General features: G+C 73.0%; 19 protein-coding genes. 12 read left to right on the top strand and 7 right to left on the bottom strand.

What is annotated here, in order from left to right; genetic code table 11:
* The 6 genes from steA (at nucleotide 1) to JOD49_RS02840 (ending at nucleotide 7402) form a co-directional block, all read left to right on the top strand.
* Nucleotides 1–1185, top strand: a complete 1185-nt coding sequence (gene steA / locus JOD49_RS02865) for a putative cytokinetic ring protein SteA (RefSeq protein WP_205305891.1) — start codon at nucleotides 1–3, stop codon at nucleotides 1183–1185.
* Nucleotides 1186–1270: 85 nt separating this feature from the next.
* Nucleotides 1271–2356, top strand: coding sequence for a copper transporter (locus JOD49_RS02860; RefSeq protein WP_205305890.1), 1086 nt, complete (start codon nucleotides 1271–1273; stop codon nucleotides 2354–2356).
* A gap of 5 nt (nucleotides 2357–2361) precedes the next feature.
* Nucleotides 2362–3279, top strand: coding sequence for a hypothetical protein (locus JOD49_RS02855; protein ID WP_205305889.1), 918 nt, complete (start codon nucleotides 2362–2364; stop codon nucleotides 3277–3279).
* Nucleotides 3276–4964 carry a murein biosynthesis integral membrane protein MurJ gene (murJ, locus tag JOD49_RS02850; protein WP_239525126.1) on the top strand — a complete coding sequence of 563 codons (1689 nt, stop codon included), beginning with the start codon at nucleotides 3276–3278 and terminating at the stop codon, nucleotides 4962–4964. Before JOD49_RS02855 ends, murJ begins: the two co-directional genes overlap by 4 nt.
* 115 nt (nucleotides 4965–5079) lie before the next feature.
* Nucleotides 5080–6756, top strand: a complete 1677-nt coding sequence (pyrG, locus tag JOD49_RS02845) for a CTP synthase (protein ID WP_307822337.1) — start codon at nucleotides 5080–5082, stop codon at nucleotides 6754–6756.
* A 1-nt stretch (nucleotide 6757) separates the two neighbouring features.
* Nucleotides 6758–7402: an NUDIX domain-containing protein gene (locus JOD49_RS02840; RefSeq protein WP_205305888.1), complete on the top strand. Its 645-nt coding sequence runs from the start codon at nucleotides 6758–6760 to the stop codon at nucleotides 7400–7402.
* Between the two features lie 96 nt (nucleotides 7403–7498).
* Here JOD49_RS02840 and JOD49_RS02835 read toward each other — a convergent pair whose 3' ends face one another.
* Both JOD49_RS02835 and JOD49_RS02830 read right to left on the bottom strand, forming a co-directional pair.
* Entirely contained in the window at nucleotides 7499–9799 is a 2301-nt protein-coding gene (locus JOD49_RS02835) for an exo-beta-d-1,3/1,6-glucosidase (protein WP_205305887.1), read from the bottom strand.
* Between the two features lie 207 nt (nucleotides 9800–10006).
* Entirely contained in the window at nucleotides 10007–10579 is a 573-nt protein-coding gene (locus tag JOD49_RS02830) for a TetR/AcrR family transcriptional regulator (protein WP_205305886.1), read from the bottom strand.
* Nucleotides 10580–10653: 74 nt separating this feature from the next.
* On the opposite strand from JOD49_RS02830, the gene JOD49_RS02825 reads away from it, so the two are divergent.
* Both JOD49_RS02825 and JOD49_RS02820 read left to right on the top strand, forming a co-directional pair.
* The gene (locus JOD49_RS02825; RefSeq protein ID WP_205305885.1) at nucleotides 10654–11277 is read left to right on the top strand and encodes a sugar O-acetyltransferase; all 624 of its coding nucleotides are present in this window, start codon (nucleotides 10654–10656) and stop codon (nucleotides 11275–11277) included.
* A 95-nt stretch (nucleotides 11278–11372) separates the two neighbouring features.
* Nucleotides 11373–14750, top strand: coding sequence for an AfsR/SARP family transcriptional regulator (locus JOD49_RS02820; RefSeq protein WP_205305884.1), 3378 nt, complete (start codon nucleotides 11373–11375; stop codon nucleotides 14748–14750).
* A 63-nt stretch (nucleotides 14751–14813) separates the two neighbouring features.
* On the opposite strand, the gene JOD49_RS02815 is transcribed toward JOD49_RS02820, so the two are convergent.
* From JOD49_RS02815 to JOD49_RS02805, 3 genes are all read right to left on the bottom strand, one after another.
* Entirely contained in the window at nucleotides 14814–15647 is an 834-nt protein-coding gene (locus JOD49_RS02815; protein WP_205305883.1) for an ABC transporter permease, read from the bottom strand.
* Nucleotides 15644–16669 carry an ATP-binding cassette domain-containing protein gene (locus tag JOD49_RS02810; protein ID WP_205305882.1) on the bottom strand — a complete coding sequence of 342 codons (1026 nt, stop codon included), beginning with the start codon at nucleotides 16667–16669 and terminating at the stop codon, nucleotides 15644–15646. The genes JOD49_RS02815 and JOD49_RS02810 overlap by 4 nt, the downstream gene beginning before the upstream one ends.
* Nucleotides 16670–16846: 177 nt before the next feature.
* Complete coding sequence (locus JOD49_RS02805; protein ID WP_205305881.1) at nucleotides 16847–17785, bottom strand: COX15/CtaA family protein; 939 nt, start codon at nucleotides 17783–17785, stop codon at nucleotides 16847–16849.
* Between the two features lie 198 nt (nucleotides 17786–17983).
* Between JOD49_RS02805 and JOD49_RS02800 the strand changes: the two genes are divergently transcribed.
* Entirely contained in the window at nucleotides 17984–18814 is an 831-nt protein-coding gene (locus tag JOD49_RS02800) for a hypothetical protein (protein ID WP_205305880.1), read from the top strand.
* 96 nt (nucleotides 18815–18910) lie between these two features.
* Here JOD49_RS02800 and JOD49_RS02795 read toward each other — a convergent pair whose 3' ends face one another.
* Together JOD49_RS02795 and JOD49_RS02790 are read right to left on the bottom strand one after the other, a co-directional pair.
* Nucleotides 18911–19717, bottom strand: a complete 807-nt coding sequence (locus tag JOD49_RS02795; protein WP_205305879.1) for an ABC transporter permease — start codon at nucleotides 19715–19717, stop codon at nucleotides 18911–18913.
* Nucleotides 19714–20673: an ABC transporter ATP-binding protein gene (locus tag JOD49_RS02790; RefSeq protein WP_205305878.1), complete on the bottom strand. Its 960-nt coding sequence runs from the start codon at nucleotides 20671–20673 to the stop codon at nucleotides 19714–19716. The genes JOD49_RS02795 and JOD49_RS02790 overlap by 4 nt, the downstream gene beginning before the upstream one ends.
* 169 nt (nucleotides 20674–20842) lie before the next feature.
* Here JOD49_RS02790 and JOD49_RS02785 point away from each other — a divergent pair, with 169 nt between their 5' ends.
* Genes JOD49_RS02785 through sufD form a run of 3 tightly spaced genes read left to right on the top strand, consistent with a single transcriptional unit; the run spans nucleotide 20843 to nucleotide 24428 of the window.
* Nucleotides 20843–21739 carry a helix-turn-helix transcriptional regulator gene (locus tag JOD49_RS02785; protein ID WP_205305877.1) on the top strand — a complete coding sequence of 299 codons (897 nt, stop codon included), beginning with the start codon at nucleotides 20843–20845 and terminating at the stop codon, nucleotides 21737–21739.
* 1 nt (nucleotide 21740) lies between these two features.
* A complete protein-coding gene (sufB, locus tag JOD49_RS02780) occupies nucleotides 21741–23195 on the top strand; it encodes a Fe-S cluster assembly protein SufB (protein WP_191791376.1) in 1455 nt (484 codons plus the stop codon).
* Complete coding sequence (sufD, locus tag JOD49_RS02775) at nucleotides 23196–24428, top strand: Fe-S cluster assembly protein SufD (protein ID WP_205305876.1); 1233 nt, start codon at nucleotides 23196–23198, stop codon at nucleotides 24426–24428.
* Nucleotides 24429–24436 lie beyond the last annotated feature (8 nt).

The raw sequence follows: 24436 nt of genomic DNA, 5'->3' as shown, positions 1-24436 counted from the left end.
ATGAGAATCACTCTGCGCAGAACCACGTCCGACGCGACGGAGCCCGGGACCAGCGGCCCCGCCCGGGTCGACGCCCGCACCAAGGCGCTCACCAAGCGGCTCAAGCCCGGTGACGTCGCGGTCATCGACCACCTCGACATCGACCGGGTCGCGGCCGACGCCCTCGTCACCGCCAAGCCCCTCGCGGTGCTCAACGCCGCGAAGTCGATCTCGGGGCGCTACCCGAACCTCGGTCCGGAGATCCTGGTCGACGCCGGGATCATCCTGATCGACGACCTCGGCGGCGGCATCATGAGCATCTCCGACGGGCGCGTGCTGCGGCTCGAGGACGGCAAGGTGTACGCGGGCGAGGACCTGCTCGCCGAGGGGGTGCGGCAGACCCCCGAGACCATCGCGGTCAGCCTCGACGAGGCCCGTGCCGGGCTCTCGGAGGAGATCGAGCGGTTCGCCGAGAACACCATGGACTACATGCGACGCGAGCGCGAGCTCCTGCTCGACGGCGTGGGCGTGCCTGACATCCGGACCGTGATCGAGGGTCGCCAGGTCCTCATCGTGGTGCGCGGCTACCACTACCGCGAGGACCTCGCGACGCTGCGCCCCTACATCAAGGAGTACCGCCCCCTGCTCATCGGGGTCGACGGCGGTGCGGACGCGATCCTCGACGCGGGCTGGAAGCCCGACATGATCGTGGGCGACATGGACTCGGTCTCGGACCGCGCGCTCTCGTGCGGTGCCGAGATCGTGGTGCACGCCTACCGTGACGGCAAGGCTCCGGGGCTCGAACGGGTCCAGGCGCTCGGCGTCGAGCCGGTGGTCTTCCCGGCGACGGGCACGAGCGAGGACATCGCGATGCTCATGGCCGACGACAAGGGCGCCGAGCTCATCGTCGCGGTGGGCACCCACGCGACGCTCGTCGAGTTCCTCGACAAGGGACGCTCGGGCATGGCCAGCACGTTCCTCACGCGCCTGCGCGTGGGCGGCAAGCTGGTCGACGCCAAGGGCGTCTCACGCCTCTACCAGCACCGGATCTCCAACCTGCAGCTCACCCTGCTCTCGCTCGCCGGACTGTTCGCCGTGATCATGGCGATGTGGTCCACGGCCGCTGGGCAGACGGTCTTCGGCATCATCGGCGCGCGCTTCGACGACTTCACGTCGTGGATCGGCGCACTGTTCGGGGGCGTATGACCCCCCGAGCCCACCATCTCCTCTCCTCCCTGACGCGCGCCGCCCGCACGTCGCCCCGCACGGACACGAAGGACGCAACAGCACAGTGATCGACTTCAGGTACCACATCGTCTCGTTGATCTCGGTCTTCCTGGCGCTGGCGGTCGGGATCATCCTGGGCGCCGGGCCGCTGCAGGGCGCGATCGGCGACCAGCTCACGGGACAGGTCGAGCAGCTGCGCCTCGAGCGCAACGAGCTGCGTGACCAGCTCGACGCGACGAACCTGGAAGCGGCCGACAACCAGGAGTTCATCGTCGCCGCCGGCCCGCAGCTCGTCGCCGGCTCGCTCCAGGACCGTCGGGTCGCCGTGGTCGACCTCGGTGAGGTCGACGGCGACCGCTACGAGGCCGTGCAGAAGCAGCTCGAGAGCGCCGGCGCGAGCGTCGTCGGGCACGTCCGTCTGCACGGGGCCTGGACCGCCGAGGACCAGGCCGACGCGCGCAAGGCCGTGGCGACCGAGGTGACGAACCTCGTGTCCGGCGTCGAGGAGGCAGGGACCGACGAGAAGCTCGCCGCTGCGCTCACCACGTCGCTCAGCGCCAAGCAGCTCGCCGCCCCCGAGGCCCGGACCTCGGAGGCCGTGCTGATCGAGCAGAAGCTGGCCGAGGCCGAGCTCATCGAGGTCGTGCAGCAGCAGGACGTGCCCGCCGACGTCGTCCTCCTGCTCGAGCCCCAGCCCGCAGCCGTCCCCGCGGCCGACGCGACCAAGGAGGCGTCGGTCGACGAGGCGAAGGCCTACGCGGTCGACATCGAGGTCCTGCTCGCCCAGGCCGCGCAGGCCCGGTCGGACGGTTCGCTCGTCGCCGGCTCGACCCCCGTGCCTGGCGACCTGATCTCCACGATCACGGCCGACGCCGACCTCGCGGCGGTGCTCTCGACCGTGAGCGGCATCGAGGAGGCGGCCGGTCAGATCTCGGTCCCGCTGGCTCTCGCGGCGCGTCTGGGCGACAAGGTCGGGCAGTACGGCTTCGAGGACGGCGCGACGGCGGTCATCCCGCCGGCCGTCCAGCTCCCGCCCGTGGACCGTACGCCCCTGGGCGCCGCCCCGGGCACTGCCGGCGACGCAGGTACCGCAGGCGACACCGGCACGGCAGGCGACACCGGCACGGCCGGCGAGCAGACGGAAGGCTGAGACGCATGGGCACCTTTCTGCGCGCCGTCGGCGCGGCGCTCACGTCCGCCGCGGCGACGGCGACCGCGCGCGCGTATCTCGACGCCACCCCTCCGGGCGGGGACGAACGCTGGACCCGGACCAACCACCGTGGGGAGCCCATCAGCCTCCTCGAGGGGCCGGCGGTCGCCGCGGGTCTCGTGGCGGGAACCCTCGTCGCGGGTCCTGCTGCCCGGACGCGGACCGCGGCGGCGCTGGCGACCGCGGGAGGCGGCGCGTTCGGCCTGATCGACGACCTGGCCGAGGACACCTCGACGCGCACCAAGGGCATCAAGGGGCACGTCGGTGCGCTGCTCGAGGGGCGAGTGACCACGGGGGGCCTCAAGGTCCTGGGGATCGGGACGACGTCGCTCACGGCGGCCTTCATCGGTACGCGCCGGACGGGGTCGGTGTTCGGCTACCTGACGGACGTCGCGGTCAACGGCTCGATCGTCGCGCTCAGCGCCAACCTCTTCAACCTCCTCGACCTGCGCCCCGGGCGTGCGCTCAAGGCGGGGGCCGCCCTGGCGCTGCCGCTCGCGGCGACGCCCGTCGGGGCGACGTCGGGCGCGGTGCTCGGCGCTGCTGCCGCGGCCGCTCCCGGGGACCTGGGCGAGCGCGACATGCTCGGCGACGGCGGCGCGAACGCGCTTGGCGCTCTGGTCGGCACGCAGATCGCGTTCGGTGCGCCGCGGGCCGTCCGGCTGCTCGCGCTCGCCGGCATCCTGGGCCTCAACGTGGCGAGCGAGAAGGTCAGCTTCTCGAAGATCATCGACGGCAACCAGGTGCTGCGCCGGTTCGACCAGTGGGGCCGCCGTCCGGCGCCCACCCCGGCCGCCACTGCGCCCGCCCCCGCCTCCGGCCCCGCCGACCCGGGGCCGTCCAGTCAGGACGCTCCCGCTTGAGCGAGGACGTGACGCCGGGCCCGGAGACCGCGCCCGCGCCACGCCCCGCACGCGGCTCCCGGCTGCGTGCGGGCACGCAGACGCTCGCGGGCGCGGCGCTCATGATCACGGTCGTGACGATCGCGAGCCGCCTGGTGGGCTTCGCCCGCTCGCTCGTCATGGCGTCGGCGGTGGGTACCGAGGGCATCGGGACGGCGTACACGTCGGCCAACATCCTGCCGAACGTCCTGTTCGAGGTAGCGGCCGGCGGCGCGCTGGCCGGCGCGGTGGTCCCGCTGCTCGCAGGCCCTATCGCGCGCGGGGCCCGCGTCGACGTCTCGAAGATCGCCTCGGCGCTGCTCGGCTGGACCCTCCTGGTCCTGGTGCCGCTGGGCGCCCTCCTCGCCGCGCTGGCGTACCCCATCGCCTACGTGCTGATGGCCAAGCATCCCGACCTGGTCGACGTCACGGCGCTCTTCGTGCGCGTCTTCGCGCTGCAGATCCCGATGTACGGGTTCGCGGTGATCCTCGGCGGGATCCTCCAGGCGCACAAGCGCTTCTTCTGGCAAGCCTTCGCACCGCTCGTCTCGAGCCTCGTGGTCATCGGGGTCTACCTGGTGTTCGCGGGCATGGCGGACGGGGACCAGAACGACGTCGCAGCGCTGTCGTCGAGCGCGATCGCGTGGCTCGGCTGGGGGACGACGCTCGGGGTCGCGGCGCTGGCCCTGCCCCTCGTCGTGCCCGTCGCGCGCACCGGGACCCGGTTGCGCCCGACGCTGCGCTTCCCCGGGGGTGAGGGGGTCCGGGCGCGCAACCTCGCGTTCGCGGGGGTGGGCGCGCTCGTCGCGCAGCAGGTCTCGGTGCTCGCGGCCATGTACGCCGCGAACACCTTCGGACCCGAGGCGACGTTCCCGACGTACTTCTACGCGCAGCAGGTCTACCTGCTGCCGTACGCCGTGCTCGCGTTCCCGCTCGCGACGAGCGCGTTCCCGCGGCTCGCGGAGCACGTGGCCCAGGGGAGCCACGAGCTCTTCGACAGGCTGCTGGCGTCGACGACCCGGACACTGCTCCTGGTGTCGGGGGTGGGCGTGGCGGCGCTCGTGGCGGCCTCGGCCGCGGTCGAGTCGGTCTTCGCCGTCGTCGCCGACGGGTCCGTCGAGGGCCTGGGCGTGGCCACGGCCGCCATGGCGCCGGGCATCGTGGGCTTCGCCCTGATCCTGCACCTGTCGCGCGCGCTCTACGTCCTGGACCGGCAGCGCGCGGCGGTCGTCGCGACGGCGTCCGGGTGGGGCGTCGTCGCCGTGCTGGCGGTCGTGGGTCCCGCGGTGCTCGGGGAGGGCGCCCAGGTGAGGGTGCTGGCGCTCCTCGGCCTCGCGACCGCGGTGGGCATGAGCGTCGCGGGCCTCCTGCTCCTGCTCGCGGTGCGACGCCACGCGGGCCCCGAGGCGGTGCGCGGCGTGCCTCGCACGCTGGCCGTGCTGGTCGTGGGCGTGGCGCTCGGCGGTGCGGCAGGCCGGGGACTCAGCGCGGTCCTCCTGCCCGACGACGCGCACGTCGTGGCGGCGCTCGCCGTGGGCATCGGGGTCGCCGTCCTGGCGGCCCTCGTCGTGGTCGGGCTGACGTTGGTCGCGGACAGGTCGTCGGTCGTCGGGCTGGCGCGTCGCGGGCGGGGCACGGCACCCGCCGACGCGCGCCCGGACGCCTGACGGGCTGGGCGGTACCGGCCCGCCGGGCGCAGACTGGAGGGCGAGCGCACGACTGAGAGTCATCCCACGCTGGATCCGGAGCGGCCCCCACGAGTCACTGTTAGGATGGAGTTCCGTGGCAGATCACCTGAACAGACCCCAAGCCCTCGGCGGCGGCCGCTCGGACCACAGCACCCGGCACATCTTCGTGACCGGCGGCGTGGCCTCTTCTCTCGGCAAGGGGCTGACGGCCTCGAGCCTGGGTCGCTTGCTCCGATCCCGTGGCCTGAGCGTCACGATGCAGAAGCTCGACCCCTACCTCAACGTCGACCCCGGGACCATGAACCCGTTCCAGCACGGTGAGGTCTTCGTGACCGAGGACGGTGCCGAGACGGACCTCGACATCGGGCACTACGAGCGCTTCCTCGACGTGGAGCTCCCGGCCTCGTCCAACGTGACGACCGGCCAGGTCTACTCGCAGGTCATCGCCAAGGAGCGTCGCGGCGAGTACCTCGGCGACACGGTGCAGGTCATCCCGCACATCACCGACGAGATCAAGTCGCGCATGCGCGCCCAGGCGGGCGAGGGCGTGGACGTGATCATCACGGAGATCGGCGGCACGGTCGGCGACATCGAGTCCCAGCCCTTCCTCGAGGCGGCCCGCCAGGTCCGGCACGAGCTCGGCCGCGACGACGTCTTCTTCCTGCACGTCTCCCTCGTGCCGTACATCGGCCCCTCGGGCGAGCTCAAGACGAAGCCGACGCAGCACTCGGTCGCAGCCCTGCGCTCGATCGGCATCCAGCCGGACGCGATCGTCCTGCGTGCGGACCGCGTGGTCCCCGAGCCCGTCAAGCGCAAGATCGCGCTCATGTGCGACGTGGACAACGAGGCCGTGGTCAACGCGATCGACGCGCCGAGCATCTACGACATCCCGCGCGTGCTGCACTCGGAGGGCCTCGACGCGTACGTCGTGCGCCGTCTGGGTCTGGCGTTCCGCGACGTGGACTGGGACGGGTGGTCGCAGCTCCTCGAGCGCGTGCACCAGCCCGAGCACCAGGTCGAGGTCGCGCTCGTGGGCAAGTACATCGACCTGCCGGACGCGTACCTGTCCGTGACCGAGGCCCTGCGTGCGGGCGGTTTCGCCAACGACGCCAAGGTCACGATCCGCTGGGTCCCCTCGGACGACTGCCAGACGCCCGAGGGCGCCGCGGACGCGCTCGGCGGGGCCGACGCGATCCTGGTCCCGGGCGGCTTCGGGGTGCGCGGCATCGAGGGCAAGCTCGGCGCGCTGCGCTGGGCGCGGGAGAACAAGGTGCCGACGCTCGGCATCTGCCTGGGTCTGCAGTCGATGGTCATCGAGTACGCGCGCAACGTGCTGGGCATCGAGGACGCGTCGTCGAGCGAGTTCGACCCGGAGAGCAAGAACCCGGTCGTCGCCACGATGGAGGAGCAGCTCGCGATCGTCGACGGTGCGGGCGACCTGGGTGGCACCATGCGCCTGGGCTCGTACGAGGCCGCGCTGCGCCCCGGTTCCGTGGTCGCGAAGACCTACGGCGCCAAGTCGGTCACGGAGCGTCACCGTCACCGCTACGAGGTCAACAACGCCTACCGCGCGCAGCTCGAGGAGGCCGGCCTGGTCATCTCGGGGACGTCGCCCGACTCCTCGCTCGTGGAGTTCGTCGAGCTCCCTGCGGACGTGCACCCGTACTACGTGAGCACGCAGGCGCACCCCGAGTTCAAGAGCCGTCCGACGCGCGCCCACCCGCTGTTCTCGGGTCTGGTCGCGGCGGCGCTCGAGGCTCGGACGGCCTGACGTGACGGCCCGCCCGCTCGCCGACGTCCCGGTCTCCCGGGACGTCGGCGAGGCGCGTGTCCTGCACGCGGGTCGCATCTTCGACCTGCGCTCGGAGTCGGTCGACCTGGGTGAGGGCGGCGTGGTGACACGCGAGTTCGTCGACCACCCCGGTGCGGTCGCGATCATCGTCCTCGACGAGGATGAGCGGGTCCTGCTGCTGCACCAGTACCGGCACCCGGTGCGACGCGAGCTGTGGGAGCCGCCGGCGGGCCTGCTCGACGTCGACGGGGAGGACGCGCAGGCCGCGGCCGCGCGCGAGCTGCTCGAGGAGGCGGACCTGCGCGCCGCGCGCTGGGACGTCCTCGCGGACTACTTCACGTCCCCGGGTGGCAGCAACGAGGCCCTGCGCGTGTTCCTCGCGCGCGACCTGTCGCCGGTTCCCGAGGCCGAGCGCCATGAGCGCGAGGCCGAGGAGCTGGGCATGGAGCTGCGCTGGGTCCCGCTCGACGAGGCGGTGTCCGCGGTCCTGGCCGGGGATCTGCACAACCCGTCGGCCGTCGTCGGGATCCTGGCGGCTGCCGCGGCGCGCGCGACCGGCTGGTCCGCACTGCGCCCGGCCGACAGCCCGTGGCCCGAGCGGCGCGGGGGAGACCCGCGCGGCTGAGCCGGGTACCGCAGGACAGCACACGAGGGCCCGACGGCGTCACGCGCCGTCGGGCCCTCGTCGTCCCCGGGGCCGCGCCCGGGCGACGCGCCGCGCTCAGGCCGTGACGGTGAAGCCCGCCACGAGCAGGGACTCGTCGCGCGAGGACGGCCCGACGAGCAGCTCGAACGCGCCGGGCTCGACGACGCGGTGCCCCTGGGCGTCGACGAGCGTGCAGTCCGCGACGGGGACCTCGAGCTCGACGATCCGCGACTCGCCGGGGGACAGGTCGACCTGCCGGTAGGTCTTGAGCTCCTTCTCGGCCCACGTGACGGAGGTGACGGTGTCGCGGACGTAGACCTGCACGGTCTCGCGGGCCGGCCGGGTGCCCGTGTTGGTGACCGTGACCTGGGCCCGGACGGTGTCGTCGAGCCCCAGCGCGGTGTCGAGGACGGTGAGCGCCGCGTACTCGAGCGTCGTGTAGCTCAGGCCCTCGCCGAACGCGAAGGGCGGCCGCTGGGTGAGGTCTGCGTAGCGGGTCCCGTGCTGGCCGGGAAGCTGGTTGTAGTAGACGGGGAGCTGCCCGACGTGCTCCGCGAAGGACAGGGGCAGGCGCCCCGAGGGTTCGATCAGTCCGAGCACGAGCTCCGCGACCGCACGCCCGCCGCGCATCCCGGGGTTGGCGGCCCACACGATCGCCGCCGCCGAGCGGGCCGAGGGCGGCAGGACGAGCGGCTTGGACGCGACGACCACGACGACCAGCGGGGTACCGGTCGCGGCGAGCGCGTCGAGGAGCGCGACCTGGGCGCCCACGAGGTCGAGCGTCGCGGTGGACCTGCCTTCGCCCACGAGCTCGATCCGGTCCCCGACGACGGCCACGACGTAGTCGGCGTCGTGCGCGGCCGCGACCGCCTCGGCGATCAGGGCCGCGTCGGGCTCGGCGGGCAGCACGACCTGGGGGCGGGGCTGGCCGTCGGGGAAGAACGCACCGTCGGGGTCCGGGACGAGCGTGAGGATGTCGGCGCCGCGCGCGTGCGTGACGGACCACCCGGCGGGGACGTGGTCCCGGAAGCCGTCGAGCACGGTCTGCGTCATCTCGCGCGGGTGCCCGTCGGGCAGCCAGTCGGCCTGGCCCGAACGCCCGGCCCAGTCGCCGAGCTGGGTGTCCGGGTCGTCCGCGTTGGGGCCGACGACCGCGATCCGGCGCACGGGGCGGTCCGCGTCGTCGTCGGCCGGCACCGCGCGAGCGTCCGGCCCGGCCACGTACCCGCCGTCGAGGGGAAGCGTGCCGTCGTTGGTGAGCAGGACGAGCGAACGGCGGGCGACCTCGAGGTTGAGGGCGGCGTGCTGCGCGGACCCGATGACCTCGGCCTGGCGGGCGGCGTCGGGGCGCCGGGGGTCCTCGAACAGGCCGAGCTCGAACTTCAGGGTGAGGATGCGCGCGACGGCGGCGTCGAGGTCGCTCTCGGCGAGCATGCCCTGGCGGACGGCGTCCTGGGCTCCCTCGAAGAACTGCGGGGTCGTCATGACCATGTCGTTCCCGGCCCGCACCGCGGCGGCCGCGGCGTGCGTGTGGTCGGGCTGGATGTGCTGCTCCCAGACCATGCGGCCCACGTTGTCCCAGTCGGTGACGAGCGTGCCGGTGTAGCCCCACTCGCCGCGCAGCACCTCGCTCAGGAGCCAGTCGTTGATGGTGACCGGCACGCCGTCCATCGACTGGTAGCCCAGCATGAACGTCCGGCAGCCCTCGCGGGCGACCCGCTCGAACGGCGGCAGGAACCACGAGCGCAGCTTGCGGCGGGAGATGTCCGCCTCGCTCGCGTCGCGTCCGCCCTGGGTCTCGGAGTACCCGGCGAAGTGCTTGGCGGTCGCGAGGATCGCGGTGGGGTCGTCGAGCCCGTCGCCCTGGTAGCCGCGCACCATCGCGGACGCGAGCTCACCGATGAGGAAGGGGTCCTCGCCGAACGTCTCGCTGACCCGGCCCCAGCGCAGGTCGCGCGTGATACACAGGACGGGCGAGAAGGTCCAGTGGTTGCCCGTGGCGGCGACCTCGACCGCGGTGGCGCGCCCGACCTGCTCGAGCAGGTCGGGGCTCCAGGTGGCGGCCATGCCGAGCTGGGTCGGGTAGATGGTCGCGCCCTCCCAGAAGGAGTGCCCGTGGATGGCGTCCTCGGCGATGAGCAGGGGGATCCGGAGACGGGTCGTGGCGGCGAGCTCGTGGGCGCGCAGGACGTTCTCGGGGGAGGTGTGCAGGATCGAGCCGACGTGGACCTCGGTCACGAGCCGTTCGACGCCGTCCGCCGCGTTGAGCTGCATCATCTGACCGACCTTCTCCTCGAGCGTCATGCGGCCGACGAGGTCGGCGACGCGCTCGGGGACCGGGAGGGTCGGGTCCTGGTAGGGCAGGCGGTCGGACATGGGGGGGTGTCCCTTCGAGACGACGACGGTGGCGCGGGAGCGGCGGAGGTCGGGGTGGGGAGTGCGGTGACCTCGGCCGGTCGAGAAAACCATACACTGATAGGTAAATGATCCGACGAACGGAGGACCGACGCGATGGGGTGTCGCCCGGGGTGTCGCCGCGACGAGCCGGGGCACGGCCGACGTCGTGCGCGCCACGCGGGGAGGCTACGGGCGAGCGAGGCCCAGCACGTCGTACAGCAGCGTGCCGAGCGGTCCCTCCAAGGTCGCACCGTCGTCGACCATCCACTGGAGCTGAGCCCCGTCCGTCACCGCGATGATCAGGCGGGCCAGCGCCTCGGGGTCCAGGTGCGCGGGGATCTCGCCCGCCTCCTGTCGTGCGCGCACGTCCTCGCCCAGCGTCGCCCGCAGTCCCTCGTACCGCCCGGCCAGGACCTCGCGCGCCGGGTGCTCGGGGTCGCGGGCCGCTGCCGTCAGGGACACGAACAGCTCGACCAGCCCCGGGCGCTCGGCGTTGCCCCGGACGTTCTCGGCGAGCGTGCGGGGTGCGTCGTGGTAGATCGGGCGACCGGTCTGGTCCCGTCGGACGATCACCTGCGTGAGCAGGTCCTCGCGCGAGTCGAAGTAGTGCATGACCCCCGCGACCGTCAGACCGCAGCGCGCGGCGATCGTCCGCAGGCTCGTCCCGCGGTACCCCTCGTCGGCGAAGACCTCGAGCGCGACGTCGAGGATCTCCTCACGCCGCAGCCGCCCCTTCGCGTACACCCCGTCCCTCGCCACCCGACGATCCTATGCGGGACCCGACGCCACCGACCGGCGGCGCGGCACGACCACCGACCGACCAGGAGACGACCATGACCACCGAGCAGTACCGCACCGTCCGTGCCCGCATGAACACGGGCGAGCCCTACGTGGACTTCGGGGACGGCCTCGAGCACCTCGAGGCCGAGCGGACCGCGGGCAAGGAGCTCGCGTACGACTTCAACCGCTCGCGCCCGAGCCAGGTCGCCGAACGTTCCCGGATCCTGGGCGAGCTGTTCGGGTCGATCGGCGAGGGGGTCTGGATCGAGCCCCCGCTGAGCGTGTCCTACGGCTCGCACGTGCACCTCGGGGACCACGTCTACGCCAACTTCGACCTGGTCCTCGTCGACGACGGCGACATCCACGTCGGCGACCGCGTCCTGTTCGCCCCGCACGTCACGATCACCACGGCCGGACACCCCCTCTCGCCCGAGGCTCGTCGGGGAGGCGCCCAGTTCTCGCTGCCCGTGCGCATCGAGGACGACGTGTGGATCGGCTCGAACGTGGTGATCCTCCCGGGCGTCACGATCGGCGCGGGTTCGGTCATCGGCGCGGGCAGCGTCGTGACGCGCGACGTCCCGCCGCGCGTGGTCGCGCTCGGTTCGCCGTGCCGTGTGGTGCGTCCGGTCGACGACCAGGACCGTGCGGAGCTCGCGGCAGGTCGTCCGGTCGCCTGACGCCCGCGGGGACGGACCGGCCCGACGGCGGCGCTCGCCGTCGGGCCCCGCGCCCCCTCCCGGTGGCGCGGGCCACGCGCACTAGAGTGTGGCGGGTGTCCTCGTCGGCCCCACGCCACCGCGCCCTCGTCCTCGGCCCGGTGCTCGTCGACGGTCGGGACGGGACGCCCGTCACACCGCCCAGCGCGCGCGCCCGCAACCTCGTGGTGGCCCTGCTCCTCGCGCGCGGCCGAACCGTGAGCGCCGCCTCGCTGGTGGCCGACCTGTGGCCCGACGACCGGCCGGCGGACCCGCGTGCCGCCCTCCAGAGTCTCGTCTCGCGGACCCGCGCGGTGCTCGCCGAGGGGATCCTGGTCTCGGGGCCAGGTGGCTACTCGCTCGACGCCCGCAGCGACCTCGACGAGGTCCACGAGCTCGCACGGGCGGCGGCCGGCGCGCTCGCGGCCGGCGACGCGACGGGCGCCGCGGACGCCGCACGATCGGCCCTCGCCCGCTGGCGCGGAGAACCAGGGGAGGACCTGCCGGAGGATTCCGCGGTCCGGGGCGAGCTCGTCGCGCAGGCCGGTCGTCGGCGCGCCGCGGTCGAGCAGGCCCTCGTCGCGTCGCTCCTCGCGACCGGCGACCATCGCGACGCCGTCGAGTGGGCCGAGCGCGCGGTCGAGAGGTCCCCCCTCGACGAGGACGCGCACCTCGCACTCCTGCGCGCCTACGCGGGCAGCGGTCGCTCCGCCGACGCGCTGCGTGCGTTCGGCGCGCTCCGCACCCGGCTCGCGACCGAGCTCGGCACCGACCCTCGCGCAGACCTCGTCGCGCTCAACACCCGCATCCTGCGGGCCACGGCCACGGCGACCGCCACCGACATCACCGGCGGCGCAGACAGCGGCAGCGGCACCACGGACCGTGTCGCTGCCCCCTCGCCGTCGTCCCGTGCGCCCAGGCGCGGGACCGCGCTCGGACTGCGCGCGGCGCCCAACGCCCTGGTCGGGCGCGAGGCCGACGTCGGCACGATCCTCGACCTGCTCGCGCGCGCCCGGCTCGTGACCGTGCTGGGCCCCGGGGGGATGGGCAAGACCCGCGTCGTCCAGGAGGTCGCGCGCCGCGCGAGCGCGACGACCGCGCTCGTCGTCGTGGTCGAGCTCGCGAGCGTGCGCACCGGCGAGGACATCGGGATCGCCCTCACCTCCGCTCTCGAGATCCGGGACACGCGCAGCCCGCGACTCGGCGACCAGGTCGCGCGCGCCGAGGTCCACGAGCTCGTCGCCGGCCGCCTCGGGGAGACCGGGGCCCTGCTCGTGCTCGACAACTGCGAGCACGTCGTGGACGAGGCCGCCCGCTGGGCCGCCGAGCTGCTCGCCGCCGTCCCCGGGCTCACGATCCTCACGACCAGCCGCTCGCCCCTCCAGGTCGGAGGAGAGCAGGTGCACCCGCTCGAACCGCTCGCGACGACCGGTACCGGGGGACACGGCCCCGCGGTCGAGCTCTTCCGCGCGCGGGCGCTCGCGGCCCGCCCCGGCGCCGACCTGCCCCACGACGTCCTCGACCGGCTCTGCACCCACCTCGACGGTCTGCCGCTCGCGATCGAGCTCGCCGCGGCACGCGTGCGCACGCTCTCCGTGCAGGAGATCGAGCGCCGGCTCGACGCCCGCTTCGCGCTGCTCACCACAGGGGACCGCAGTGCCCCCGCCCGCCACCGGACCCTGCACGCCGTCATCGACTGGAGCTGGAACCTCCTCACCGCACCCCAGCAGGAGCTCCTGCGCCGCCTGTCCCTGCTGCCCGACGGGTTCGGCGTGCAGACCGCCCAGGCGGCCTCCGCCGTCGGGCTGGACGACGTCGAGGCCCTCGTCAACCAGTCCCTCCTGACCGTGACCGACGAACCCCTGTCCCACACGGCCCGCTACCGCATGCTCGAGACCGTGCGCGAGTTCGGCGCCCTCGCGCTCGACGAGGCCGGCGAGCGCGAGATCGCCCAGGAGGCCACGTACCGGTGGGCCGTCGACCTCGCACGCCGCGAGGTCGCACGCCTCGAAGGGCCCACGCAGGTCCCCGCGATGCTCGCCCTGCGGGTCGAGCAGGAGAACCTGCTGCACGTGCTGCGCACGGCGCTCGCGGCCGACCGTGCGGACGTGGTGCTGCCCGTCTTCCACGCGCTCGGGCTGCACTGGTCCCTGCGCGGGGCCCACACCGAGGTCGTCGCGCTCGGACGCGACGTGCTGCGCGTCGTCGCGGGCTGGCAGGGCCGACTCGTGCGGGGCGCACCGGACGCCCCCGCCGAGCGGCTCACGCGCGAGGCCGGCATCGTGCTGTTCCTGCTCACGGCCTCGACGCCCAACGGCGACCCGGCGACCGGCGTCCGGGCCGCGGCCCGGCTGCGTCGGCTCCACCGCGACGCCGACATCGGCTCGCGCGCCGCCGCGCTCACCGAGCTCCTGGCCGACGCGGGCGACCCGCTCGGCATGGGGCCGCGGCTCGCCGAGCTGCACACGTCCGACGACCCGTTCGTCGCCCTCGTGGCCCACCTGCTCAGCGCGCAGCTCTCCGAGAACGCAGGACGCCTCGACGAGGCGATCGCGCAGGTCACGGTCGCGCACGGGTTCGCGACGCGCACCCAGGACACGTGGGGAGCCGCGACCTCGGCTCTCTTCCTCGCCCAGCTCGCGAGCGAGCAGGGCGACGCCGTGCGCGCGCTCGAGTGGGTGGCGACGGCCCGCGAAGGGCTCGGCAGGCTGCACGCGGACGAGGACCTGCGCCAGCTCGCCTGGCTCGAGGCGACCAACCTGGCGCTCGTCGGGCGCGTCGCTGAGGCCGAACCGCTGTTCACGTCGCTCGTCGAGACCGACGACGACCCGGTGCCCTCAGGGATCGGGGGGTCCGCGCACGAGCTGCGTTCGATCGGGCACGCCGGGCTGGCCGAGATCGCCGTCGCGCGCGGTGACCACGCGCGCGCCCTGGCCGAGCTCGAGGCTGCCAACGCAGCGGTCGGGAGCGGGTCCGCGCGTCGCTCGCCCTGGTACACGATGTTCGCGGCCGGCTGGCTGTCGACCCTGCTGCTGCCCGCGCCCGGGACGACCGGGCCGTGGGAGCCGGACCCGTTGCCCTCGGTCCAGGCCGAGCGGCTGGCCCGCGAGGTGCGGGTGCGGATGATCGCGGGGCACCGCGCCGCACCCGGCATGGTCGACTATCCCGTCCTCGGCACGGCCGCGCTCGCGCTCGGGGCGTACCTGTGGGCGTCGCCCGGCTTCGGACGCGTCGACGACGGGCTCATGCTGCTCGAGCTCGCGCACCGCATGGGAGCGCGCCAGGACGTGCCCTCGCTCCGTGCGCCGCAGCACGTCGCCTGGGCGCGCACCCTGCACGGTGACGCCTGGGTGGACGAGGTGCGCGACGCCGTCGGGCGGCTCGGGCACGACGACCTGCCCGGCCGGGTCATGGAGATCCTGCGCACGGGCCCCTGGACCCGACCGGCTGCATGAGGGGGGGCGGTGCCCCGGCGGGATCCGCCGGGGCACCGCCCGTCCGTGGTCGAGCGCGAACGCTCAGGCCTTGCGCATGTACGCCCGCACCGTGAGGGGCGCGAAGACCGCGACGACGACCGCCGCGCCGACGAGCGAGATCACGGCGTCCGACCCGAGCACCCCGTTGTTCGTCAGCTCGCGCACCGCGGTGACCAGGTGCGAGACCGGGTTGACGTTCACGAAGCCCTGGAGCCAGCCCGGCATGGTGTCGGGCTGGACGAACGCGTTCGACAGGAACGTGAGCGGGAACAGGATGATCATCGAGATCCCCTGGACGCTCGACGCCGTGCGGGCGATCACGCCGAAGAACGCGAAGATCCAGCTCACGGCCCACGAGCACACGATCACGAGCAGCCCCGCCAGGACGACCGACCCCAGGCCGCCCTCGGGGCGGTAGCCCATGGCGTAGCCCATCGCGAACGTGAGGGTCGTCGCGATCCCGTACCGGACGGTGTCCGCGAGCAGTGCCCCGGACAACGGTGCGATGCGCGCGATCGGCAGCGAGCGGAACCGGTCGAACACGCCCTTGTCCATGTCCTCGCGGAGCTGGACGCCCGTGACGACGGACGTCGTGATGACGGTCTGCACGAGGATGCCCGGGATGATCGTGGGCAGGTAGCTCACGACGTCGCCCGCGATCGCGCCGCCGAAGATGTAGGTGAACATGAGCGTGAACAGGATGGGCTGGACCGTCACGTCGACGAGCTGCTCGGGTGTCCGGCGGATCTTCAGGAGCCCGCGGTACGCCATGGTGAACGTGTTGCGGACGGTCTGACCGACACTCGTGCGGTTGGACAGGCTGCGGTCGGAGCCGGCCTGGATCTGCTGACGGGGAGCGGTGAGGGTCGTGGTCATCGCAGGGCTGCCTCTCGCGTGGTGGTGGCTGCGGGGGTGTCCGCGGAGGAGGTGGCCGGGTCCTCGGTGTCCGAGCCCTCGGCGACGCCGTGGCCCGTGAGGGTCAGGAACACCTCGTCGAGGCTCGGCTTGTCCATGCTGATCGAGTCGACCGCGATGCGGGCCTCGCGCAGCCGGACCAGGAGGTCCGTGACCTCGTCGGGGCCCGTCACCGGGACCGTGATGCGCCGGGCCTCGGGGGACGTGGTCGCGGGCACGCCGAACGTCGTCTCCACGATGTCCAGGGCAGAGCCCAGGTCCGCGGCCGCGACCAGTCCGAGCTGGAGCGACTGGTTGCCCACCGCGTCCTTGAGCTCGTCGGCCGTGCCCTCCGCGACCACGCGGCCGCGGTCGATGACCGCGATCCGGTCCGCGAGCTGGTCGGCCTCGTCGAGGTACTGCGTCGTGAGCACGACCGTCGAACCCGTCGCGACGAGCTCGCGGATCGTGTCCCACATCTGCGCACGGGTGCGCGGGTCGAGGCCCGTCGTCGGCTCGTCGAGGAAGATCAGCGGCGGCTGGGCGATGAGGCTCGCCGCGAGGTCCAGACGGCGGCGCATGCCGCCCGAGAAGTTCTTCAGGGGGCGTGTGGCCGCCTCGGTCAGACCGAAGATCTCGAGCAGCTCGGCCGCCTTGCGCCGCGACTCGGCGCGGCCCAGGCCGAGCAGGCGCGAGAAGATCACGAGGTTCTCGGTCGCGCTCAGCGTCTCGTCGACCGAGGCGTACTGGCCCGTGACGCCGATGAGCTGGCGCACGACCTGGGCCTCGCGGACGACGTCGTGCCCGAAGACCCGGGCCTCACCCGCGTCGGGGCGCAGGAGCGTCGCGAGCATGCTGATCGTGGTGGTCTTGCCGGCGCCGTTGGGGCCGAGCACGCCGTACACCGAGCCGGCGCGGATGCTCAGGTCGACGCCGTCGACCGCCCGGTTGTCGCCGAACGTCTTGACGAGGCCGTGTGCCTCGACCGCCCATTCGTGGGTCATGGAATCCTCCTGGTGACTGAGGGGTCCAGCCTCCGGGAGGTGCCTGTCGCGCCCCTGTCAGGGCGCTGTCACGGCTCGGTCGTCGCCGGGGCCCGGCGACTCCCCTGGACGCAGAAGGGCCACCGTCCCGAGGGGACGGTGGCCCTATCCGACCGCCGTGGGCGGCGGGCGGAGCGTTCAGGCGCGCACGCGGAACGTGAGCAGCGTCCAGGTGAGCGACGTGATCAGCAGGCCCGCGCCGAGCATGTGGGCCGCGACCAGGATCTCCGGCAGCCCCGTGAAGTACTGGACGTAGCCGATCAGTCCCTGCAGGAGCGTCACGGCGACCAGCACCAGGACCGCCTTGCGGGCGCGGGCAGGTGCGTCCGCAAGGCGGAGGACGCGGACCGCGAGGACGACGAGCACGATCAGGAACAGCCACACCGAGGCCGCGTGGACCTTGCTGATGAGCGCCGGGTCGAGCGCGAAGCGGTACGCGACCTCGTCGTCGCCCCCGTGCGGGCCCGAGCCCGTGGCCAGGACGCCCAGGACCAGCAGCGGGACCGAGACGACAGCGAGGGCCCGGCCCACGAGGCGCGTGCCCGCGTCGACGACGGCCACCGGCGCCTTGTCGCCCTCGCCGTGTCGGTAGAGCAGGTACGCCGAGATCCACACGAGCGCGGCCGAGACCAGGAAGTGGAACCCGACGACCGCGGGGTGCAGGTGCAGGAGCACCGTGATGCCGCCGATCACGGCCTGCGCCACGACGCCGCCCAGCGGTGCCCACCCCAGGCGCCGGTAGGACGGTGCGCGCGAGGCGTCCGTCCACACGAGCACGAGGAGCGCGACAGCGATGATCCCCAGCACGCCCGTGAGCGTGCGGTTGCCGAACTCGATGATCGGGTGGATCGACATCGCGGAGTGGAACTCGGGCGTGAAGCTCCCGGGCTCGCACAGGGGCCAGGTCGAGCAGCCGAGCCCCGAGCCCGTCAGGCGCACCGCGCCACCGGTCACGATGATGCCGATCTGACCGACGAGGTTCGCGACGAGGACCGGTCGGGTCCAGCGGCGGAACCGGTCGACCTTCGCGTACCAGGCGGGGGAGGTGGGTACGGGGGCGAGTTCTGCGCTGCTCACCGTCCAAAGGTAGCCGCGCGGCGAGCGGCCCTCGCCCTCCGGGCGTCGCCTCCGGGTGTGACGTTGGCCCGGATCGGTCGCGGGCACGGTCGCAGTTTCTTGGCACGAGTGTCCGGGAAGGCGAGTTCTTGACAAGGTCGATACCCTGACCTGACTCTTTCTCGACCGCAATATATCTCCGCTGCACAGGGGGCTCGCATGGTTGCTCGCCGTCCGTCCGTCGTCGCTCGGCCCGGCCGCCTGCTGGCGACGTCTCTGACCCTGCTCGTCCTCGCGGGATGCACGTCGGGAGGTGAGCCGCAGCCCGGTCCGACCCCCGCGGCAGAGACGGACCGCAGCTCGGCGAGCGAGCCACCCGAGGGTCCGACGCCGAGCCCGACGTCGACCGCAGCGGGAGGAGCGGGCGACGTCACCCAGGAGCCGCCCGCGGTGTCAGGACCCGCGGACGGCCCCGACGAGTACGTGCCGGACCCCGAGCAGGTGCGCCAGACGCTGGTCGACACCTTCACGCCGCTCATGGTGCTCCAGCCGAAGGGCTTCTCGGCGTCCCACCGGTTCACGATCCGTGACGGGTGGACCGTCCTGAGCTCGAACGGGCGGTGCGCCCTGTCCAGCACCACGTCCGCCGCCCCGACGGACGGCCCGACGGACGACGTCCCCGGCGCCGCGAGAGACGCCTCGTTCAGCGTTCTCCGGGACGTCCTCGCTGCCGAGCGGGGAGCGAAGAACGTGTCCGCGGAGTCGGAGTCCCTCGTCTTCGGCGAGGACCGGACCGAACCCCGGAAGGGGACGAACGTCGCGACCCAGGAGTGGACCGTCGAGCGCTCGGGGACGGTCCTGCGGTCCAGGGTCCTGGCCCGGGCGACCACGCGGATGAGCTACTCCGGCGTGGCGATGCGGACCAGCACCGTCCTGTCCTTCGAGTGCACGGGCGCATCCATCGACGAGAAGGCGTGGACCGGCGTGCTGGAGTGGCTCCGCCTTCCCGCGACGGCCTCGGAAGCCGCTGGCGCGTGGACCGGCGCGTGAGTCCTCCTGCCGGCCGGGGCGCCCGTCAGCGGCCGGGCGGCTCGTCCGCCGACCGCCTCGCCCGCTGCCGGCCGACCGGCTGACCTGCTCGGCGGATCAGTGCCAGCGGAACAGCTTGCCCGCCCCCCACCCGAGGGCCGCGGTCCAGCCGAGCAGCACGACCACCGAGAACGCGGGCACCTCGCCGAGCAGGAGCGCGCCGCGCATGGCCTCGCCGAGCGCGCCCGAGGGCAGCAGCAGTGCGACCTGCTCGAGCGCCCCGGGCAGCTGGGCCGCAGGGACGAGCACGCCGCCCGCGACGGTCAGCAGCACGAGCAGCAGGTTCGCGACCGCGAGCACGCCCTCGGCGCGCAGCGTCCCCGCGAGCAGGAGCGCGAGGCTCGTGAACGCCGCGGTGCCCAGCAGGACCGCGAGCAGGGCCGGCAGGATGCCCGCCGGGTCCGGGGACCAGCCCAGGGCGAGCGCGACCCCGCCGAGCACGACCACCTGGACCACCTCGACCGCGAGCACGCCGAGGATCTTGCCCGCGAGCAGGCCCCCGCGCCCCAGCGGCGTCGTGGACAGCAGGCGCAGCACACCGTTGCGGCGGTCGAAGGCCGTCGCGATGGCCTGCGACGTGAACGCGGTCGACATGACGGCCAGCGCCAGGACGCCCGGGGTCACGAAGTCGATGCGCGAGTACCCCTGGGTGTCGAGGTCGATGAAGGACGTGCGGGCGAGCCCGACGAGCAGCATCACGGGCAGGATGATCGTCACGAGCAGCTGCTCGCCGTTGCGCAGGATCATGCGCGTCTCGAACGCCGTCTGCGACGCGACCCGGCGCCACGCGGGGGCGGCTCCGTCTGTCGCGGCCGGCGCGGCAGGGTCCGGGGCGACCGGGCCGGCCGTCGTCTGGTCGGTCATCGGAGCTCTCGTCCTGTCAGGTCGAGGAACACGTCCTCGAGGGTGCGGCGGCCGATCGTCAGGCGCGAGGCGAGCGCGCTCTCGTCCGCGAGCCACGCGGTCACGACCGCGACGGTCGACGGGTCGACCGGCCCGGTCACGCTGTACGAGCCGGGCTGCGTCTCGGTGACGGTCCACGCGGAGGCGGGCGACGTCGTCGGGCCGGACTCGACCCGCTTGCGGAGGGCGCCGGTGTCCAGGCCCTCACGGGCCTCGAGGCGCAGCGTGCGGTTCCCGTCCGCGGACGGACCCGTGTGCAGCAGCTCGGCGGTCGCGCCCGAGGCGATGACCTGCCCGTGGTCCACGATGTACACGTGGTCCGCGAGGTCCTCGGCCTCGTCCATGAGGTGGGTCGTCAGCACGATCCCGACGCCGTCCGCGCGCAGCTCGCGCACGAGCTCCCACACCGCGTGCCGGCTCTGGGGGTCCATGCCCGCGCTCGGCTCGTCGAGGAACACGACCTCGGGGCGGCCCACGATCGCCGCGGCGAGCGCGAGGCGCTGGCGCTGACCGCCCGACAGGCGCCGGACCGTGGTCCGGGCGAAGCTCGCCAGGCCCAGGCGTTCCGTGATCTCCGCCACGTCCCGGGGGTTCGCGTACATGGACGCGACGTGGTGCAGCATCTCCAGCGCGCGCACGCCCGTGGGCAGCCCGCCGTCCTGGAGCATGACGCCGACACGCGGGCGCAGGTCGCGTGCGTTCAGCAGCGGGTCGAGGCCGAGGACCCGCACGCTGCCCTCGTCAGGCGCGCGCAGACCTTCGCAGCACTCGATCGTGGTGCTCTTGCCGGCCCCGTTGGGGCCGAGGACGGCGGTCACGGCGCCTCGGGAGGCGGTCAGGCTCAGGTGGTCGACGACCGCCCGGCCGTCATATCGCTTGACCACGTCCTGGAGGACGACGGCGGGGGAGTCGGGCACGGTGGCGATTGTAGGGGAGCGGGCTGGGGGCGGCTGTGAGGTACGCCTTGCTTGCGCCGGAACAATTAGCGCATGAGACTGTTACCTATATCGATGACGCCTCCCGGGATCGTGCGCGCCCGCGGGCCGGGCGGAAGGACACCAGCAGGCCGACGACGTGGAGGTGAGCATGAGCGACGACGCACGTACGCACCGCGCCCTGCCGACCGCGGGGCCGCTCACCCTTCCCGCCGGGAACGACACCGCTCACGGTGACGGGGACGGCACCACGCGCGAGCGCGTCCTCGCCCTCATCGTCTCCGACGGTCCCGTGAGCGCGGCCTCGCTCGCGACCGACCTCGGCCTCACGCCCGCCGGCGTCCGCCGCCACCTCGCCCAGCTCGAGACCGACGGTCAGATCACCGTCCACGAGTCGGGCGCGGGCACCGGGATGCGCGGACGACCCGCCCGCCACTACGTCGCCACGAACCGCGGCCAGTCGGAGCTCTCGGGCGCCTACCCCGACCTCGCGACCCAGGCGCTGCGCTACCTGCGCGACGTCGCCGGCGAGGACGCGGTCGAGGAGTTCGCGCACCGCCGCCTCGAGGAGCTCACCGACCGCTACGCGAGCCGCATCACGGCCGACGACGTCGCGGGCCGGGCCGAGCAGCTCGCCACCGTCCTCGCGGAGGACGGGTTCGCGGCGAGCGTGCGACCCGTCGCCGGCACCGCGACCGTCCAGCTCTGCCAGGGGCACTGCCCGGTCCAGCACGTCGCCGAGGAGTTCCCCCAGCTCTGCGACGCCGAGGCCCAGGTCTTCTCCCAGCTCCTCGGCTCGCACGTCCAGCGGCTCGCGACCCTCGCGGGCGGCGGGCACGCGTGCACCACCAACGTCCCCGTGCTCCCCGCGGCGACCCGCGCACCCGAGGCGCGCGACGCCGTCGGGCACCAGACCACCGAACGCCGTGCCACCGCGCGCGGACCGCGCGCCCCGGCGCACCCCCCAGCACGACACCCCGAACCGACAGGTTCATCGACCACCGCCCCACCGCCCCCCTCCGTCGTCGACGGAACGTGGAAGGAATGACATGAGCGCTCCCACCCAGGACACCGCCGGCGTGTCCCAGAGCACCGGCCAGTCCGACGAGGAGATCATCGCCTCGATCGGCTCCTACGGCTACGGCTGGCACGACAAGGACGACGCCGGTGCGACGGCGCAGCGCGGCCTCTCCGAGGCGGTCGTGCGCAACATCTCCGCGCTCAAGAGCGAGCCCGAGTGGATGCTGAACTACCGCCTCAAGGCCCTGCGCCTGTTCGACAAGAAGCCCATGCCCAACTGGGGCAGCGACCTCTCGGGCATCGACTTCGACAACATCAAGTACTTCGTGCGGTCCACCGAGAAGCAGGCCACGTCCTGGGACGACCTGCCCGAGGACATCAAGGAGACCTACGACAAGCTCGGCATCCCCGAGGCGGAGAAGCAGCGCCTCGTCGCCGGCGTCGCGGCCCAGTACGAGTCCGAGGTGGTCTACCACCAGATCAACGAGGAGCTCGAGAAGCAGGGCGTCATCTTCCTCGACACCGACACCGCGCTGCGCGAGCACCCCGAGCTCTTCCAGGAGTACTTCGGCACCGTCATCCCCTCGGGTGACAACAAGTTCGCCGCGCTCAACTCGTCCGTGTGGTCCGGCGGCTCGTTCGTCTACGTCCCCCCGGGCGTCCACGTCGAGATCCCGCTCCAGGCCTACTTCCGCATCAACACGGAGAACATGGGCCAGTTCGAGCGCACGCTGATCATCGCGGACGAGGGCTCGTACGTGCACTACGTCGAGGGCTGCACCGCCCCGATCTACTCGAGCGACTCGCTGCACTCCGCGGTCGTCGAGATCATCGTCAAGAAGAACGCCCGCGTGCGCTACACGACCATCCAGAACTGGTCGAACAACGTGTACAACCTCGTCACCAAGCGTGCGACGGCCGCCGAGGGCGCGACGATGGAGTGGGTCGACGGCAACATCGGCTCCAAGGTCACCATGAAGTACCCCGCGATCTACCTGCTCGGCGAGCACGCCAAGGGCGAGACGCTGTCGATCGCGTTCGCGGGCGAGGGCCAGCACCAGGACGCGGGCGCCAAGATGGTGCACGCCGCCCCCCACACGTCCTCCTCGATCGTCTCGAAGTCCGTGGCGCGAGGCGGTGGGCGCACGTCCTACCGCGGCCTCGTCCAGGTCCTCGAAGGGGCGGAGCACTCCGCCTCCACCGTTCTGTGCGACGCGCTGCTCGTCGACCAGATCTCCCGGTCCGACACCTACCCCTACGTCGACGTCCGCGAGGACGACGTCTCGATGGGTCACGAGGCGACCGTGTCGCGCGTGAGCGAGGACCAGCTGTTCTACCTCATGTCCCGAGGCATGGCGGAGACCGAGGCCATGGCCATGATCGTGCGCGGGTTCGTCGAGCCCATCGCCCGTGAGCTGCCCATGGAGTACGCGCTCGAGCTCAACCGCCTCATCGAACTGCAGATGGAAGGGTCCGTCGGCTAAATGACTACTACTGCGAGCACCACACAGACCGAGCCGGTCGGCCTGAGCACGGACCACTCCCAGGCCGTCCAGGACGGCGCTCACTCGCACGGGGTCGGCGGCACGCCGCAGGGCTCGCGCGCCGAGCGCATCACCTCGTTCGACCCGAACGTCATCACCGAGCCCACGGGCCGCGAGGAGGAGTGGCGCTTCTCCCCGGTCAAGCGCCTCGCCCCGCTGTTCTCGACCCAGCTCGGCAGCGCCGGCGTGCGCACGACCGTGGTCGAGGCCCCCGAGGTCAACGTCGCGATCGTCGGCCGTGACGACGAGCGCCTCGGCCGTGCGGGCGTCCCGGGCGACCGCACCGCCGTGACCGCGTGGAACGCGTTCGCCGAGGCGACCGTCGTCACGATCCCCGCCGAGGCGGTGGCCAGCGACATCACGTCCGTGCGCATCGAAGGACTGTCCGACGAGCCCACCGCGACGCACCTGCTCGTCCACGCCGAGCGCCACAGCGAGTCCGTCGTGGTCATCGACCACGTGGGCTCCGCGACGCTCACCGAGACCGTCGAGATCGTCGTCGAGGACGGCGCGCACCTCACGGTCGTCTCGGTGCAGGACTGGAGCGAGGGCGCCGTGCACGCGAGCTCGCACCGCGCCCGCATCGGCCGCGACGCCAAGCTCAAGCACGTCGTCGTGACGTTCGGCGGAGACGTCGTCCGTGTGACCCCGGACGCCGAGTTCACCGGTACCGGTGGCGAGGTCGAGATGGTCGGCCTGTACTTCGCGGACGCCGACCAGCACCAGGAGCACCGCCTCTTCGTCGACCACGCCGTGCCGAGCTGCAAGTCGCGCGTCACCTACAAGGGCGCGCTGCAGGGCGAGGGCGCGCACACGGTCTGGGTCGGCGACGTGCTGATCCGTACCGAGGCCGAGGGCACCGACACCTACGAGCTCAACCGCAACCTCGTCCTCTCGGACGGCGCGCGCGCGGACTCGGTGCCGAACCTCGAGATCGAGACGGGCCTCATCGAGGGAGCCGGGCACGCCTCGGCGACCGGCCGCTTCGACGACGAGCAGCTCTTCTACCTGCAGGCGCGCGGCATCCCCGAGGCCGACGCCCGTCGCCTCGTGGTCCGCGGCTTCTTCGCCGAGCTCATCCAGGAGATCGGCGTCCCGTCGGTCGAGGAGCGCCTGCTCACCTCGATCGAGGCCGAGCTCGCCAAGTCGATGAGCGTCATCGAAGGCCGGTGACCCGACCC

Source organism: Oerskovia jenensis (genome assembly GCF_016907235.1).
In the GTDB taxonomy this organism is placed as follows: domain Bacteria; phylum Actinomycetota; class Actinomycetes; order Actinomycetales; family Cellulomonadaceae; genus Oerskovia; species Oerskovia jenensis.
This window is presented reverse-complemented; position numbering and strand designations above follow the sequence as displayed.

Bases quoted from the DNA above. Each gene is read 5' to 3' on its own strand.
- steA (WP_205305891.1), top strand. From the start codon at position 1: ATGAGAATCACTCTGCGCAGAACCACGTCCGACGCGACGGAGCCCGGG.
- JOD49_RS02855 (WP_205305889.1), top strand. From the start codon at position 2,362: ATGGGCACCTTTCTGCGCGCCGTCGGCGCGGCGCTCACGTCCGCCGCG.
- JOD49_RS02835 (WP_205305887.1), bottom strand. From the start codon at position 9,799: ATGTCCGACCGCCTGCCCTACCAGGACCCGACCCTCCCGGTCCCCGAG.
- JOD49_RS02825 (WP_205305885.1), top strand. From the start codon at position 10,654: ATGACCACCGAGCAGTACCGCACCGTCCGTGCCCGCATGAACACGGGC.
- JOD49_RS02815 (WP_205305883.1), bottom strand. From the start codon at position 15,647: ATGACCACGACCCTCACCGCTCCCCGTCAGCAGATCCAGGCCGGCTCC.
- JOD49_RS02810 (WP_205305882.1), bottom strand. From the start codon at position 16,669: ATGACCCACGAATGGGCGGTCGAGGCACACGGCCTCGTCAAGACGTTC.
- JOD49_RS02800 (WP_205305880.1), top strand. From the start codon at position 17,984: ATGGTTGCTCGCCGTCCGTCCGTCGTCGCTCGGCCCGGCCGCCTGCTG.
- JOD49_RS02795 (WP_205305879.1), bottom strand. From the start codon at position 19,717: ATGACCGACCAGACGACGGCCGGCCCGGTCGCCCCGGACCCTGCCGCG.
- JOD49_RS02785 (WP_205305877.1), top strand. From the start codon at position 20,843: ATGAGCGACGACGCACGTACGCACCGCGCCCTGCCGACCGCGGGGCCG.
- sufB (WP_191791376.1), top strand. From the start codon at position 21,741: ATGAGCGCTCCCACCCAGGACACCGCCGGCGTGTCCCAGAGCACCGGC.
- sufD (WP_205305876.1), top strand. From the start codon at position 23,196: ATGACTACTACTGCGAGCACCACACAGACCGAGCCGGTCGGCCTGAGC.